The following is a 16,513-nucleotide window of genomic DNA, read 5'->3' as shown; positions in this document are numbered from 1 at the left end:
GTGGTCACCTACGAATTCAATTCAGACGCGTGTTACTCCCCGCGTTCTTCGGCGTAGGTTTGAATCCGATAGAACTCTTGGTCATCGATGTCATCGCTAAGTGTCAATCGGCCTGACTGATCAAACAGCAAGAACAATCCCGGTTCGGTTAGATCATCGGTGATGGTCAATTCGCGGCCACCGTCCAGATCGACAACGGTGGTCGAGCTGTTGAATTCCGGCTCGGGCAACTTTTTGACCTCTAACGTGATCGGATCCACGACATCGGCGGATTCCGCTTTACGGCTCAGCACGCTGCCTTCGGTGATCTCGACTTGCATCGGCACTTTGACGCCGTATTCGGGAACCATTTGCGAAACGACCATCTTGGCGGTCGGAGTATCGCGTTGGTAGTCGACTGGTCGACCGTTGACGGTCCATTTAGAAACCGAACCGGGCTGAACGGGGCCGACGTAGTACTGTTCCATGGTTGGCAGCGTGGCGGGCGGCGAAGGCGCACTCCACTCGCTCCAACGTTGGAAGTCGCGTTTGTTGTTGGCCAACGCATCGCTCATCTTGTCCAGCACTCGCTTAGCCACATCGGGGCCAAGGGAACTGGTCTTCGGCTGCATGATCTGGCTAGCGGGGAAGTTCGGATCGATCACCGCATATCGCAACCGATAGACATAGGTGCGTCCGAAGACGGGCGCGTTTCGGAATAGACGATCACCAGCAAAGTCATAGAACCGCATCAACTTGTACTCGACCGGATTGGCTTCGACCTTGCCGCGGCCCATCATCATCATGCCGCCGCCAGCCATCATGTCCATCATGTCCATGCCGCTATCCATGCCGCTCATTCCCATGTCCATGCCGCCGGCGCCACGCCCGGCACCCGGGACCGCGAGTTCGACATCATCGTTGTCTTGGAAATCGAATATCTTTTGTTCGGCGTCCGCTTCGATCTGACGTTGCTCGGCTTTCAGTTTGTCCAATTCCACTTGCGATAGCACTGGAATCTTGGGGTGCAGCGAAAAGGGGCGGTAGTCATCGACCAAGACGGGCGGGATCCAGACGGTCAGTTGGTCTTCGCGATAATCTTGGTGCACGATTTCAGGTGCGAATCCGGCCCAGTAGCCATCGGCCAACTGAGCGTATTTTTTCAGGTGCCATACTTTGGTCCAATCGGCTTCGACCAAGGTGTCGACCGGCTTGTTCGTCACATCGGCGCGTTCGACTTCGAAATTGAAGTACAGCGGCGTGTCGCGGCGAGGGTCATAGGCGTCGGCGTCCTTCAAAGCCAGTTCATAGGCTTCGTAGATTTCGCGGTGTGGCAGCAGAGCCACGCCGGCAATGAACCAGCCGACTGCTGGCTTGGGATTGCGTTTGTCCGAGTCGGCGACCGGGCGTACGCCGAAGTCAAAATCGTTGCTGAGTTTGCGAACCGGTCCGGTGGATCCTGACATCCCCATGTCCATGCCCATATCCATCCCCATGTCCATGCCGCCGTACATCTCTTCCATGCCCATGTCCATTCCCATATCCATCCCCATGTCCATGCCACGGTTGCGGCTGCGACGGGCACGAGGTTTGGGCTTTTCGACTTTCTCCAGTTCGTCGGCTGGTTCCAGCGAAGCGATGGGGTAGTCATCGGCGGACAATTTGGAGCCTTTGATGGCGATGGTTGTCAGCACGCCCTGAGTCATCAATTCCAACGGTGGCAGCAACGCAGGGTCTTGGCGTCGAACGATCGATTGTTCGTTGATGGCTTCCCAGGTATGTCCAAGTTTGTAGGGCTTGGCATTGACGGGGGTGTATAGCTTTTCGGTTTCCGCCAGGATGTCGAAGGTTGGCTTTCGCTCTTGCCCATCGATGATCGCTTCGGTGTGATCGTCATCGATCGCAAGCTTCACCCGCGATGCCTGGGTCGTCAGTTTGTCGGGTTGATGCTCCTTCAAAAAATCCGGCAGCTGCATCCCGGTGTAGATCAAGAATCCCGATCCCAGAATCAGCACACCCAGAAGCATCTTCTCGAAGTGCAACAAAAAGAACTGTTTGATTTTGTCGGTGTCCATGACTGACAGCCTCTGGTTGGGAAAAGCGGTGACGATGTGGGGCGTGTTGGAATTGGTAGCTTTGCGTGGCGATTCTTTCGCCGATGCGAAACGATTTGCCAGGGACCTGCCGCGGTGATGGCGGCAGGTCGTCGGTGTCTTGGCCCGTCTCGTCGACGAGGCCGATCAGGTTACGGAGCCGGCGCTGCCGCGGGGTCTGGTGTGGCGGGGGCTGCCGCCGGGTCGGCCGCGGCCGGGTCTGAGGGCGCCGGTGTGGTAGCCGGGTCTGTTGGGGCCGGTGTGGTAGCCGGTGTGGTAGCCGGTGGGGTAGCCGGGTCTGTTGCCGCCGGTGGCGTCGCTGCTGGATCCGCATTCGGGTCGGTTGCGGCTGGTGGTTCGCCAGCTGGGTTCGCTTGTGGAACCGGCAGTTCATCGTTGGTGGACGCCGACGGTTTCGGATCTTCGATCAACTCGTCCACGTTTTCCTTGGTGACTTGGTCCAACGCCAATTTGTCGGGGTCCGGTGGATTGTAGATATTGATCACACCATAAATCTCGACGGCCATGTCCAGGGGGAACTCCTTGACGGGTTCTTTGGTCACGTTGGGTTGTGACATACCGCCACCCATTCCCATGTCCATTCCGCCGCCCATTCCTCCGCTCATCTCGTCACCCATTCCCATCCCCATGTCCATCCCGGCCGAGGCGCTGGTGCCGGGGGGCAGCACGCGAACCTGGGTGACTTGGACCATCAGTGGTGCACTGCCGCAGGCAGCCAGCAATTCGGGGACGAATCGTTGGTCCATTTTGACCGACATCATCACAGGGACTCGTTTGGCAACGGCAAGCGACACATCGCTGGGCAGATTGCTATTGAGTGCGGCTCGTAGATCGGCCGCAGCGATCGGTTCCATCGCTTCGTTGACGTAGCGATTTTCTGCTGGGTCGGGGGCTTCAAAGCCCAAGCCACCGCCGCCCATTCCCATGTCCATGCCGGAGTCCATCCCCATGTCCATGCCGGAATCCATTCCCATGTCCATTCCCATCATGTCCATGCCATCCATGCCTCCCATGCCGCCCATTCCACCGGTGGCGTTCGCACCGGGAAGTGAGATCGTGCCGGATCCGTTCTTGACCGAGCTGCCGATCGCGATCGTATTGATCTCGTGAATTTTGGCTTGATAGGGTTGGCGAGCATCGCCGTTGACTTCGGCAATGATCTGCATCAACTGGGTCAAAACCCACAGGTTTTCTTGCGAATAGTAGACCTCTAGCGTCGACGGCACCGAACCACGCCAAGGGAACAGGTCCGAAAGCAAAGCGGACTGGCTGGACGAGGACCATTTCACCAGCGGCCCCTCGGTCGCACCGGTGATACTGACGCGGGGGCCGGCCTGGCCATAGCCGCCCATGCCCATCCCCATGTCCATGCCGCCCATACCACCACCCATGCCGCTCATTCCCATCTCCGAGCCGACCGATTCAAACTCGGCCTCCCATTCGGTTTTGGCCATCTTGGCGATGTCGGGCAAAGCGTTCTTGATGTAACGCTGGTAGCGAACCAACAGGGTCGTTTCCAGTTCGTCTTCTTCCGGGGTCGGCGACTCGACAAAGACTTCGATCGGCAGCTTGTCGCGATATTCCTTGACGAAGTCTTCCTTTAGTTTGTCGACTGGCCAGGTCAGGATGTTCCGTTGCCGGTCGAACAGTGTTTTCCATGACTTCAGCACTTCATCCTGTCGAATCGCGATCAGTTCGTTCATCTTCTCGTGCGACAGATCGTTGGGGTGCTCGGGCAACTCCATTTCGACGCCGCTGACGGTCTGAATCGCGGACTTGATCTTTTGCGTCTGGCTGGCTGATTCATCCGCCAATTTGGTCGTCGACCAGAACCAGACGCCCAGCGAACCGACGAACACGACGGCCGAACCGATCCAGAAGCCGTACTTCAGTGCGACGGCTAGTTTTTCTTTGATTTGGTCCATGACTGGAAACAGCTGAGATAAGTGGAGGGGCGAGCGACGGGAACACAATGAGTCGAGGTTGTGGATCCACCGGCGATTGCTTGGCCGGTGAAATTTTCACTGCTGCGGTTACGGCAGGGCAGCGACCGAGTCTCCGGCGGCGGGATCTTCGCCAGATCCGTTCTCACCTTCGATGTTTTCGCCGGCTGCTTCGGCAGCCGCCGCTTCTTCTGCTTCTTTCAAACGCCGTGCTTCGACCCGTTCCGATAGAACGTTTTCTTGCCAGCACAGTTGGTAGATGAAATCCAATCGGCGGACCGTCAAGGTTGGCGGTTCCATCGGGGCCTTGGGATCGATCGCCGGGCCGGTCCCGTTGCGAGCCGCCATGTTGGCCGCCATGATCGCTTCGGGATCAAAGTCTGGATTGTTGATCGTAATCGGTTGGTCTTTGTTGTCGTCCAACAGCAGCGGATAGGTGATGCCCATTTCGGGCAGCGTGAACTCCATGTATTGCTGTTCGCCCTGGGCATCCAAGCCGATCGGCAGCTTGACCGTGTTCTTCAGGAACGCCGTGGTCATCAGGTTGCGGACGTGGTTACTGCCTTCGAAACCGATCCGGTCGGGGCTGTTGTAATAGTGGTAGCAATTCAATTGGATCACCCAGCCCGGGCCGGTGGGGCCTTCGCCGGTATCGCCCGCGGCCAATGGACTAGCCGAAGCCACGGCTGCCGGAGCGCCGCCTGATCCCGTGTCATCGCCTTCGCTGACGGAACCCGGAACCGGGTTGCCGGTGATCCGAGCCCAACTGCGAATTTCGTCACGATAGCGACGCGCCAGTTTTTCCGTGTACCAGTCGGAAAGGTCTTCGTAATACTTGGTTTCGAACTGTTTGACGTGGATGTCTTTTCGGTCCAGGTACGGCAGTTCTTTGGGCCCCAGCACCTTGCCATCGGGAAAATCGACTCGCGGGATCGCGTCGTTGATGACCTTCAGGATTTCCAGCCACTTCACACGGCCTTCGCTGTTCCCGGAAACCTCTTTCCCCAGTTCGTTCAGATAGGTCAGTTTGCCGTTCAAGTCGCCGTCGGTGCCGACGTGGGTATCGGAATACTGTTTCATCCGCGTGACTTCGGCCTGAGGGGCCTTCCACAGATCTTCGTGAGTTGTCGCCCAAGACCGTTCGGTCAGCGCGTAGTGAGCCGACATCCCCACCATCAACGCGGCCAATCCAGCAACCGTCCAAGGCTTCTTGGCCCGGATCATCCGCTGGGTCAGGATTTCGCGAGGGACCAGCGATGCGTGGACCTGCGATACGCCCAGCCCCTGCAGGCAAAGGCCGTAACAGACCGCAAACGTTGGAATGTTGTCGCGGAACGTCGGGATCGACAGAACGTCTTCACCGGCCAGGCGATTGAAACGATCCAGCACGTGCACGTCGAAGCCTAGGTTTTTGCCCAAATAGGCCGCCAAACCTGGCATTTTGACCGTGTTGCCCGTGATGATCAGCTCGGCGATTTCCGCCTTCTTGTCGATGCTGCGGAAGAAACCGATCGATCGCTGCACCTCGGTGACCAAGTCATTGAAGACCGGCCGCATGGTTTGGAACACCAGTTTGGGGTCCACGGCCTCGCGAGCGTTCCGCTTCAGATGTTCCGCCTTGGCGAAAGTCATCTTCAGGTCTTTGGTCAATTGGCGGGTAAAGTGGTTCCCGCCGATCGGCATGCTGCGCTGCCAAATTCGGAACCCGTTGGTGACGATCAAATCGCTGGAATCTGTCCCGATCGACAGCAGAACGGTGGACGGCGGTGGATCGTCCGCATCGAACATTCCCGAATCGACGCGTTCGTGCATGCGGTCAAAGGCCAGCATGTTGTAGAGCGCCAGCGGTGCCAGTTGGACATGGTCGACTTCGATGTTGACGGCTTCGAACGGCGCCATCTGACGATACGCCTGTTCCCGCTTCATCGCGAACAAACCGACTTCGCTTTCGAGCGCATAGCCTTCTTCGACCATGCTGCCGGGCATCATCTGGAAATCCCAGACGACGTCCGCCAGATCGAACGGGATCTGTTGACGAGCCTCGTAGCGGACGATGTCGGCGATCTTTTTGACTTCGACCGGCGGCGGCTTGAAGAATTTGGCCAGACCGCTTTGGCCGGGCACGCTGATGCAAACCTTTTCGTTGATCGCGTCGTTGCGTTCGAGCAACTGCGCCAGCGCATCGGCAATCAGTTCCTCAGCGACCGCTTCGGGCTGGCTAAGAATCTTTGGGTATTCGATAAAATCAAACGCATCGGCAACCGGTTCGCCATCGACCAACGAACAACGAAGCGCTTTGAGCGCCGTTTGTCCGATCTCGATTCCCCAAACGCTGGAACTTTTTTTTGCCATTGGTGCTGTTTGCCTTGCGTCGTAGCCGCGGTCGCCGGAGCCCCGAATCGAATGGTCATCGACTCGGATGCCGGCGGAAGTAGGATCAATGTTGTGCGTGAATGTGGTTGCGAAAATTCCCCGATCCCCGGCCCGTACCGGGGGACCAAGTCAGCGGGTGCCGTTACAATCCGCTAGCGTTTGCGTCGACCAAATGGCTGCAAACGTCGCTGAGACGGCGAAAATCGGAATTTTCCGCAACGTTCAGTTTACAGCGAATTGGTGGCGAAAGTGCTTTCTGATCGATTTCGTGACAGATTCTTGACGATCGGCTGACCGACTATGCCGGACAAAGCGAAAACGAGTATTTCGATCGGCTGGCGAAAGACCCCGAAGGGCGATTGGATAAGTCTGAAAAGTAGCCCGGGTGGGGCGGCGTGCCAACGCTCGCGAAGTTCACGATTTTCAGCACGATGACGTCATTTACTAGTCACAATCTAGTTTACTGATCTCCGCATCCCTAAGTCAAACATTTCCTTTGCCATGCCTGTTGTTGACGATCCATCCTTCGATGAGTGCTGCCTGCTGATTCCGGCTTCGACGCTGGAGGACTTTCCGGTCAAACTCTCTGACGATGACGCTCGCAGCCTGCTGGCCGCTTGGACGGTGCTCTGGCACCCCCGCTTGTTGGCCCAAACCGAGCAGACGCCGGCATGGTACCGAGCCGATTCGCCGCCCGACCCGATCGGACGCCGAATGATCGTGGTGCCAGAACCCAGTGGGCCGAAAGTCCCGGACGAATACCGCCAGCGGGCGATCGCTGATCCGGATTGCCAGTGGATCACCGGGCGTGATCGAACCGAGATGGTCGCGGCGATGGGGCTGCAGCCCTGCCCCGATCTGTTCGACGACGCTCAGCCAACGCCGATCTCCAGCGGCCTGAGCGGCGGCGATGCGGGCCAATCGAACGATTCGCCATCGGATTCAGCCTCGGCCGCCGCGGGCGAGGCCGACAATCCGGCCCCCGCCATCTCGACGGCCAGTAGCCAGCCCACCCAGAACCAGCCCGCCCAGATCCGCCAGATCGGTGTCCAGGATTTCTACGCAGCGGGCTATGCGTCGCTGCAGATCCAGGTCATGACGCGGCGGCTTCGCTACACCAGCAACCTGGACGAAATTCACCTGCAGACCTGTTTGATCAACGCGGCCAAAGCGTTCGTCGACGGACGGGCAGAAGCGGCGATCGAGGCGATGCACGAAGTGTTCGACCTGTTGGCCGAAGAACGCGACCACTATTTCACCTCGGATCCGCACCTGGTCGATCTGACGCTGGTCACCGAATCGACGCTGACCACGTTCCTGGATCATTGGTCCCAGCACGGCGACCAGTATGCTGCTGCGAAGCCTGGCGATACCGGGTCGGACGAAGGTCGGGTTCTGTCCACGCCATCGAACCTGTTGGCCGATGCCGAAGCCCTCGATGCGCTGGCCCGGCGTGCGCGGGATGCCGGGACCGATCCGAGCTTGGCGGAATCGGCATCCGAATTTCGACGCCAATTGGCCGCTGGCCAGATCGGTTGGGCCGCGGGTGGCCCGCCATCGGATTTGCATCTGGATACGATGACCTTGGTCCAAGCCCAGGACGCGGTGAAGTCCGCGTTTGCCCAAGCGACCGAGGCGGTCGGTGCGGCGCCGCCTGTCTATGGTCGGTTGGCCGGTGCGACCCCATCCGACATGACCGCCACCATCGCCGGTCTCGGCTACCGCGGAATCATCCCCATCGACTTTGCCGGCGGTACGGGGCATGGCGAGGAAGCCAAGGTGATCTTGCAAACCGGCGGCGTTGAAATCGAAGCCTTGACGGCCAAGCCCATCGACGCGGCCAGCGACGCATCGTTCTTGGGGCTGGGGGCCAGGATGGGCGAAGCCATCGACAGCGGCGAAATCGCGACTGCCCTGCTGGTGCACTGGCCCGGTCAGGGGTGCGATAGTTTTCATGACCTGCGACGGATCGGTTCGTGGAGTGTTTCGTTGGGCCGGTTCTGGCGACTGGATCGATACTTTATCGATGGCGAACATCCCTATCATCACGGCAGTGTCACGGCCACGTCCGCCGACTCGGCAAACCTGTTGGACAATCGAGTGGATGCGAAATTGCCCGATCCGATTTCGGGGATTTCGGCGACGTTCTGTGGCGGGATCACGTCCGAACGTGACGCGACGATCGCAGCGATGACGACCTTGGTGACGGGCAAACCCATCGCCCAGGACCCCATCGCCCGGGACCCCATCACCCGGGACCCCATCGCCCGGGACCCCATCACCCGGGACGCGGTTGCCGCAGGGAAAGATTCATCCGGCGACGATGCCTCCACGGCGTTTGCAGGGGCCGTCGGTGCGGTGCCCGCCGATGCGGGGCCGGCTCGTTTGCTGATCAACGCTCATTCGATTGGGCTGCGTGGTCAGGTTTTGATGAAGACGCCCATCAGGTCGGCGCCCCACGTCTTTGCTGCATCCACCGTTTCCGGTGGTACCGCGGTGACCGCTGACGTTCCGGCCTGCGGATTTGCGCTGCTGCGACCGGGGAACTTTTCCGGCAAGGCGACGGCTCGTTCCTGGCTGCGCAACAAATGGCTGGGTAACCCCACCTCGATTGCAGACGGTGGGCGACTGCAAAACGAATTCCTGGAAGCCACCATCCATCCCGATTCCGGTGGGATTTCAGGCGTCTACAGCGGCGCCGCTCGCGGCAACCGATTCTCGCTGCGTTTGGCCGCAGTAGGAGTGACGTCGGATCAAGCAGAGGTGGCCCAAGGCGAACAGTCGGCCGCCGATGTCCAGCCGACGATGCGATGCGATCGGCTGCGCGTGGTCGATTCCGATATGGCCAAGGGCGTGATCGAAGCGTCCGGTTCGATCGTCGACGCAGCGGGCCAAACGGTGTCGACGTTCCGGCTTGAATACACATTGCTGCGTGGCAGCCGAGTGATCCAGGTCCGCGGTGAAGTGGATCCCAAGGTCACATGGTCGGACGATCCGTGGCGCAGCTACGTCGCCGTGCGCGTCGCGGTTTCCTCCGACGCATCGATCTGTCGTGTGATGTTGCGTGATAAAGTGCACCGTGCCAGCGGCCGGCGATTGGTGTCGCCGTTGGGGTTGTTGATCGACGAGGCGGATCGGCAAACGATGATCGGGGCTCGTGGACACGCGTTTCACCGCCGCGTGGACGAGCGATTCTTTGACACGTTGATCTCGGTGTCGGGCGAATCGAACCATTCGTTCGCACTGGACTACGGGTTTGACGTCACCAATCCGGTTGCCGTTTCAAAGTCGATGATCGCACCGCCGGTCGAGGTGGGGGTGGACGCCGGCGATAAGGTGGCTGACATCGGCTGGATTGTTCACGTGTCCCCCAAAGACTTGCTGCTTGGATCGTTGGATGTGTTCCGCCAATCCGACGGCAAGTTGGCGGCGATGGTGCGCGTGATCCAGACGCGTCCCAAGTCGTGCAAGGCAAAGCTGCGGTTCTTTCGGGATGTTGAATCTGCGCGTGTCGTTTCGTCGCCTAGCGATGGTGACGGCGACGCCGATTCGCTAAAAACAAATGGGGACCAAGTGACATTGCCGATGGCAAGTCATGGCGTGGCGGACGTGTTGGTGGTGTTTCAGGATTGACGACCGCTGACGACCGCTGACCACCGGGTGGTCCAGCCCTGTGGATCCCGCCTGCGGGTGCGATTCGTCGCGGGGGGGATCGTGCGAGAAGAAAAGTGTCGGACACTTGCATTCCGCCCAGTCCGGGGCTGGCCCGTATCTTTCCCTGTTGTTTTCAAAAGAGGCCGACATCAACGCTTCGCCCACTCCGCCGACCTTCGAAGAGGCTGCCATCCGAAGCGGGTTGGTCAGTGCATCGCGGTTTGCCAAGGCTGTCGATATCGCTGGGACGCGAGCGCCCGAGGCGGTGGCCGAAGCCCTGGTCAACAGTGGCGTGATCACTCGTTATCAAGCCAACCAGTTGCGGGAAGGTCGCACGAAGCTGACCCTGGGGCCGTACCTGATCACCGACTTCATCGGCCAGGGCGGCATGGGGCGCGTCTTCAAAGCCGTGCACCAAGTGATGGGCCGCGAGTGCGCGGTCAAGGTCTTGCCGCGGGAAAAGTCGACTCACGAATCACGCGATAGTTTTCGACGCGAGGTTCGGTTGCAGGCTGGTCTGGACAGCCCCTATGTGGTCCGCGCCTTCGATGCTGGCCAAGATGGCAAAGTGCATTACCTGGTGACCGAATACGTGCCGGGGACCGATCTGCGCCGGTTGGTGCGGACCAATGGGCCGCTAACGATGGGCGAAGCAGCGCTGATCATTTCGCAAGTCGCCATGGGCCTCCAGTACGCTCACGACTTGGGGCTGATTCACCGTGACATCAAGCCGGGCAATATCTTGGTCACGCCCGATGGTCACGCCAAGCTTTCGGATATCGGTTTGGCGGCCTGGAGCATGGGGCTAGAAGATGATCCGCGGGCGGGCAAGATCGTGGGGACCGCCGACTACCTATCGCCCGAACAGATTCGCGAACCGCTGACCGTCGGCCCGCTATCGGATATCTACGCACTCGGTTGCACTCTGTATTACACGGTCACCGGCAAGGTGCCGTTTCCCGGCGGGGACTCGCGCAGCAAGTGTCGCCGCCACTGCGAAGAAACTCCCTGGCACCCGCGAAATCTGACGCCCGACTTGTCCGAGGACTTTGTCGACGTGATCGCGGACATGATGGAGAAGGATCCGGCTCGCCGAATCCAATCGGCCGCCGAAGTGGCCGAGCGTCTGGAGCCCTGGGCCAGTGCGGCATCGGCGTTGACGCCCGAGCAGGCGGATTCAGGTGCCGATCATCGACAATGGACTCCGCCGCCACCGCCACACGAACCGTCCCAGATTCGCGAACTGCCCGACCATCCGCAACTGTCCGGCAGTGGAGCGGCGACGCTAGAACTGGAAGGTTCGCAGCACAGTGATGCATCGCTGGGGTCGATCCCGGTCGGGTTCGAATTGGATGCCGTCCCCGTCCGCCGCCGCAGTCACGCGCTGCCGATCGCCATCGCGCTGGCGATCGCGGTCCCGATCAGTCTGCTGGTCGGAGCAATCATCGGGTTCGTCCTGCACGGCCGACTGTAACGCCCGGCACCGGGCCCACCCGTACGTTAACCCCACCCGCCCGCACGCCCATCGTTTAACCGCGTGGGCATCGCCCCACGCGTCCATCCACCCCCACGCGCGGCCCGCCCCGCACGCGGCTAAACGACCAAAACCGACCCATCCCCCACCCGCCCGCACCCGATCGTTTAACCGCGGGGGCATCGCCCCGTGCGTCCATCCGCCGCCAACGCGCGGCCCACCCCGCACGCGGCTAAACGACCAAAACCGACCCACCCCCACCCGATCGTTTAACCGCGTGGGCATCGCCCCGTGCGTCCATCCACCGCCAACGCGCGGCCCGCTGGGCACGCGGCTAAACGACCAAAACCGACCCATCCCCCACCCCCCCGCACCCCATCGTTTAACCGCGTGGGCATCGCCCCGCGCGTCCATCCACCGCCAACGCGCGGCCCGCTGGGCACGCGGCTAAACGACCAAAACCGACCCATCCCCCACCCGCCCGCACCCCATCGTTTAACCGCGTGGGCATCGCCCCGCGCGTCCACCCACCCCCACGCGCGGCCCGCCGGGCACACAGCTAAACGACCTGCACCGGCCCGTCCCCGTCGACGCGATTCGGGCGGGCTTCTTGCCGATCCCTTCGCTCGCCGTCATAGTGCAGAAATCAGACGCCCAGGAGCGAAACGGATGACAGCGGAAGCAGAGAAGCCCAAACAAGTGCACCGCGTGCTGCGCGACGTCTGGGGCTACGACACGTTTCGGCCGCTGCAGGAGGAATCGATCGACTGTGTTCTGGGCGGTCGCGATTCGCTGACGGTGCTGCCGACCGGTGGCGGGAAATCGCTGTGCTTCCAAGTCCCTGCCCTGTGCCACGATGGGATGGCAGTGGTCGTTTCGCCATTGATTTCGCTGATGAAGGACCAAGTCGATTCGCTGCTTGCGTGCGGCGTGTCGGCCGCGTTCGTCAACAGCACTCAATCGGACGACGAAAAACGCGAGGTCGCGGACCGGATTCGCAGTGGCGAATTGAAACTCTTGTACGTCGCGCCCGAGCGTTTGCTGGCGGCCCGGACGCTGGATTTCCTGCGTCAACAAAACATTTCGTTCTTTGCCATCGACGAAGCTCACTGCATCAGCAATTGGGGGCACGATTTTAGGCCCGAGTATCGTGGGCTGCGGATGTTGAAGGATCAGTTCCCCAAGGCATCGGTCCACGCCTACACGGCAACGGCGTCCGAGTCGGTCCGCGACGATATCGCCAGCCAGTTGGGGCTGCGGAAACCGGAGATCATCGTCGGCGACTTCGATCGGCCGAATCTGACCTACCGGATGATCCGCGCCGACGGGCGACTCGGCCAAGTCATCGACGTTGTCGGTCGCCATCGCGGCGAATCGGGCGTCGTGTATTGCATCAGCCGCAAAGAGGTCGAAAAGACGGCGGCGGCATTGGTCGCCGGCGGTACTTCGGCGCTGCCCTATCACGCGGGCCTGGACGACTCGATTCGCAAGGCCAACCAAGACGCGTTCATCAAAGACAAGTGCGACGTCATCGTTGCAACGGTCGCCTTCGGGATGGGCATCGATAAATCGAATGTCCGCTATGTCGTGCACGCCGGCATGCCGAAGTCGATTGAACACTATCAACAGGAAAGTGGTCGAGCGGGGCGCGATGGTTTGGAATCGGAATGTGTGCTGTTCTATTCCGGTGGCGACGTGGTGACCTGGAAGAAGATCATGGAGAGCGAGCCGTCGTCGTATCAGGCGGCGGTCGCATCGTTGGACGCAATGTTCAATGTTTGCGCGGGCACGGTTTGTCGCCACCGATCGTTGGTCCAGTACTTCGGCCAAAGCCATGCGGCCGACAACTGTGGCGCCTGTGATGTGTGTTTGGACGAGATCGATTTGGTGGACGATCCGATCACGCTAAGCCAAAAAATCCTGTCCTGTGTGATTCGGTTGCGGGAGCGATTTGGGGTCGGGCATACCGCCAAAGTTCTATGCGGATCGGGGGAGCAGCGAATCCGTGAACTCGGACATGACAAGCTCAGCACCTACGGTTTGCTGACCAAAGACGGGTTGCCGGCAGTGCGGATGTGGATCGACCAACTGGTTCAACAGGAATACCTGTGTCGCAGCGGCGAATATCAGACTCTGTCGTTGACCGATGCCGGACGTCGGCTGCTGCGCCGCGATGGGGATCCCCGTTTGTCGGTGGCGACGCCGACTCGGCGGTCCGGTAAATCCCGATCTCCATCAGCAAAATCGGGCGACACTTGGGACGGGGTCCAGCGTGGGCTGTTCGATTCGCTTCGCGAGTTGCGGCGACAGATCGCGACCGAGCGGAACGTGCCGGCCTACGTGATTTTTGGCGACGCCGCGCTGCGAGAATTTGCCAGGCACCAACCACAAACGCTGGATCAGTTCGCGAGCATCAAGGGTGTGGGCGCACGAAAACTGGAAGACTTCGGCGACGCGTTTGTCGAAGCGATCCAGCAGTACTGCCGTGAACTGAACGTCGGCAACGACGCGAAGTAAAGTGCGATCATCTGGCACGATGGTGCTGGGGTCGCTCGTTTAGCCGCGTGCCCATCTGGCCGCGCGTTGGGGTGGATGGACGCACGGGGCGATGCCCACGCGGTTAAACGATGGGGTGCGGGATGGGCCGGTTTTGGTCGTTTAGCCGCGTGCGGGGCGGGCCGCGCGTTGGGGTGGGTGGACGCACGGGGCGATGCCCACGCGGTTAAACGATGGGGGTGCGTACGATGGGGTGCGTACGATGGGGTGCGTACGATGGGGGTGCGTACGATGGGGGTGCGTACGATGGGCCGGTTTTGGTCGTTTAGCCGCGTGCCCATCTGGCCGCGCGTTTTTGGGATAGGCGCACGGCACGGTGTGGGGATCTGGATTGGCGTTGTCTCACGAATGGCCGGGGTCGGCCATCGTCGCCACTCGTAGATCGATGGGCGTGTTGCCTCGCACCGCCATCAACGCTCGCAGTTTCATCTCGGCCGTTCTTTCCCCGGGGATCTCTAGTCCGGGTGGGCTGCCCCAGTGATGCCGGGTGTCGTTGTCGGTCGTCACTTCTAGCTGGGGCACTTGGATTTGTCGCGGGTCGCCGACGACGGTGATCTTGCGGATGCCGACCTCGCGGTACACCGGCAACAGCACTTCGGCCAAGCGGGCGGCCGCTTCGACGCGAGGGTCCCCAAAGGGCATCCCTTCGGCATTGGTCGAGTCGGCCCCGGGGACGTCAATGTGCACGAACTCTAGGGTTTCTGATCTCGTGAATTCGCCCGTCGGCAACAGCACGGCGTGGCCATCGATCGGGAAAAAAAACTTATCACGAATTCCATCGACGGTCCGAAACACTTGCACCATCGCGACCGGACGACGGTAATCCATGCGGACGTCGACGACACCGCCTGGCAATTTCCGGACGCTGGTCACGCTTTGCACCCAGGGGTGCATCGAAAATGCGGACGCGATCTTGGCGGTCGCTTGCTTGTCCATCAACGACAATCCGTCCATCGCCGTGTCGCGGTAAACGGACTGGATGATATCGCTGCGGACGTAGCTAGGAGGTTGGGTGATGTGGATTTGAGCGACGTCGATGCCGTAGTAGTTCTGGGCGACGTGTTCGGATCCCCAGCGGTGCCAGGTGACATAGCCACCGACAATCAGCAGTGCTGGCCACAGAATCGATAGCGCCGCGGGTGCCTTGATCAGCCGCCGCAGCGTGTCACGGATCGGCCGATTCGTTTCGGGTTCAGCCGATCGCATCGCCATGGGCACGCCCTTATCAATCCAACCACTGCCAATCCCCCCCGATGTGATGGGGATTGCGCTATGGGACGGGAAACTGAAAATAAACCGCCGGACCGACGCTCGGAACCGACACCCTTTCAGTTACCAAATTTGCAGGTTCAGCTGCAAGTCGATCCCGGTTTGCAGCAAAACCTGTTCGCGGACGCGTTCAATCAAACGCAAGCATTGATCGCTGGTGGCCCCCGAATGGGCAACGATGTAGTGCGGTTGATTGGAATCCAGCGAAACATCGCCTTCGCGAAGGCCTGCCAACCCCACCGACTGGATCAGATCCTTGGTCGGCATGCCGTCGGGATCGATAAACGGCATCGTGATCCGGCGTTCTTCGCTTGGTCGTGACGCGTTGCGACCGATCCAAAGTTTCTGCATTCGTTTGGTCAGCGATTCGACATCTCGCGATTCCAGTTCGAAAGTCACGCTTAGCACGATCAGACCGCTCATCGACGACTTGCGGTGCGAAAATCCGATCTCGTCCTGCGACAGGGTGCGCCGCGATCCGTCTTTTTCCAGCACCGTGACGCTGTGCACCACCGAACCGATGTCGCGACCGTCGCTGGACGCATTGCCCACGACCGCCCCGCCAACGCTGCCCGGGATACCGACCAGGTGTTCCAGCCCGCCCAGCCCGGCACCGACGGCTTTGATCACCGCGTGAGAAAGCTTGGCGCCGGCACCTGCGGTCATGCGTGTGCCGTCGATCGACATCCCGCTGGTCGCCGCGGCCGACAGCGAGATCACCAGACCGTCGACGCCGGATTCGCGAACCAGCACATTGCTGCCGTCACCCAGGATGCGTACCGGCAGGTTCGCGGCGGCTGCGGCGGCAACTAGGCGTTCGATCTCGGCTTCTTCCACCGGTTCGGCGAAATAATGTGCCGGACCACCAATGCCAAGCCAAACCAACGGGCCCAGCGGTTCATCGTTTCGAATCAGATGATTCAAGTCGTCCGGAAAAGTCATCAGCGGGCGGTCTCTCGGCAAATGCGGGGTTCATTCGGAATCGGACGCCCTGCGGCCGGTCCCGAAACAGTGAGTTCTGGATCATAGGATAGCGAATTGGCGTCAAAGAACAGACCACCCGGGTGAATCTGCACAGATCGCTTTTGGCGGTGTCGCCGGATCGCGGTTGGCTGTGAACGCAAAACGGCCTCCGTTTCGGGGGAATGCAT

The 16,513-nt window shown here is 60.4% G+C and carries 8 protein-coding genes; 3 read left to right on the top strand and 5 right to left on the bottom strand.

What is annotated here, in order from left to right; all coding sequences use genetic code 11:
• Positions 1–32 precede the first annotated feature (32 nt).
• From K227x_RS24015 to pilM, 3 genes are all read right to left on the bottom strand, one after another.
• A complete protein-coding gene (locus tag K227x_RS24015) occupies positions 33–2,054 on the bottom strand; it encodes a hypothetical protein (protein ID WP_145173900.1) in 2,022 nt (673 codons plus the stop codon).
• 170 nt (positions 2,055–2,224) lie between these two features.
• A complete protein-coding gene (locus K227x_RS24010) occupies positions 2,225–4,018 on the bottom strand; it encodes a hypothetical protein (protein WP_145173897.1) in 1,794 nt (597 codons plus the stop codon).
• Between the two features lie 108 nt (positions 4,019–4,126).
• Positions 4,127–6,388, bottom strand: a complete 2,262-nt coding sequence (gene pilM, locus K227x_RS24005; RefSeq protein WP_145173894.1) for a type IV pilus assembly protein PilM — start codon at positions 6,386–6,388, stop codon at positions 4,127–4,129.
• 522 nt (positions 6,389–6,910) lie between these two features.
• Here pilM and K227x_RS24000 point away from each other — a divergent pair.
• The 3 genes from K227x_RS24000 (at position 6,911) to recQ (ending at position 14,054) form a co-directional block, all read left to right on the top strand.
• Positions 6,911–10,042 carry a hypothetical protein gene (locus K227x_RS24000; RefSeq protein ID WP_145173891.1) on the top strand — a complete coding sequence of 1,044 codons (3,132 nt, stop codon included), beginning with the start codon at positions 6,911–6,913 and terminating at the stop codon, positions 10,040–10,042.
• Between the two features lie 169 nt (positions 10,043–10,211).
• Positions 10,212–11,537 (top strand): serine/threonine-protein kinase, encoded by a 1,326-nt coding sequence (locus K227x_RS23995; RefSeq protein WP_145178384.1) that lies wholly within the window; start codon positions 10,212–10,214, stop codon positions 11,535–11,537.
• Between the two features lie 669 nt (positions 11,538–12,206).
• Positions 12,207–14,054: a DNA helicase RecQ gene (gene recQ / locus K227x_RS23990; protein ID WP_145173888.1), complete on the top strand. Its 1,848-nt coding sequence runs from the start codon at positions 12,207–12,209 to the stop codon at positions 14,052–14,054.
• Between the two features lie 381 nt (positions 14,055–14,435).
• On the opposite strand, the gene K227x_RS23985 is transcribed toward recQ, so the two are convergent.
• Both K227x_RS23985 and K227x_RS23980 read right to left on the bottom strand, forming a co-directional pair.
• Positions 14,436–15,305 carry a cell division protein FtsQ/DivIB gene (locus K227x_RS23985; protein ID WP_145173885.1) on the bottom strand — a complete coding sequence of 290 codons (870 nt, stop codon included), beginning with the start codon at positions 15,303–15,305 and terminating at the stop codon, positions 14,436–14,438.
• A 120-nt stretch (positions 15,306–15,425) separates the two neighbouring features.
• Positions 15,426–16,304: a UDP-N-acetylmuramate dehydrogenase gene (locus K227x_RS23980; RefSeq protein WP_145173882.1), complete on the bottom strand. Its 879-nt coding sequence runs from the start codon at positions 16,302–16,304 to the stop codon at positions 15,426–15,428.
• Between the last annotated feature and the right edge of the window lie 209 nt (positions 16,305–16,513).

This window comes from Rubripirellula lacrimiformis (assembly GCF_007741535.1).
Classification (GTDB): domain Bacteria; phylum Planctomycetota; class Planctomycetia; order Pirellulales; family Pirellulaceae; genus Rubripirellula; species Rubripirellula lacrimiformis.
Note: the sequence above shows the minus strand (reverse complement) of the source record. Positions and strands in the feature narration are given on the sequence as shown.

Coding starts and splice junctions, on each gene's coding strand:
- recQ (WP_145173888.1), top strand. CDS start 12,207: ATGACAGCGGAAGCAGAGAAGCCCAAACAAGTGCACCGCGTGCTGCGC.
- K227x_RS24010 (WP_145173897.1), bottom strand. CDS start 4,018: ATGGACCAAATCAAAGAAAAACTAGCCGTCGCACTGAAGTACGGCTTC.
- pilM (WP_145173894.1), bottom strand. CDS start 6,388: ATGGCAAAAAAAAGTTCCAGCGTTTGGGGAATCGAGATCGGACAAACG.
- K227x_RS24015 (WP_145173900.1), bottom strand. CDS start 2,054: ATGGACACCGACAAAATCAAACAGTTCTTTTTGTTGCACTTCGAGAAG.
- K227x_RS24000 (WP_145173891.1), top strand. CDS start 6,911: ATGCCTGTTGTTGACGATCCATCCTTCGATGAGTGCTGCCTGCTGATT.
- K227x_RS23985 (WP_145173885.1), bottom strand. CDS start 15,305: ATGGCGATGCGATCGGCTGAACCCGAAACGAATCGGCCGATCCGTGAC.
- K227x_RS23980 (WP_145173882.1), bottom strand. CDS start 16,304: ATGACTTTTCCGGACGACTTGAATCATCTGATTCGAAACGATGAACCG.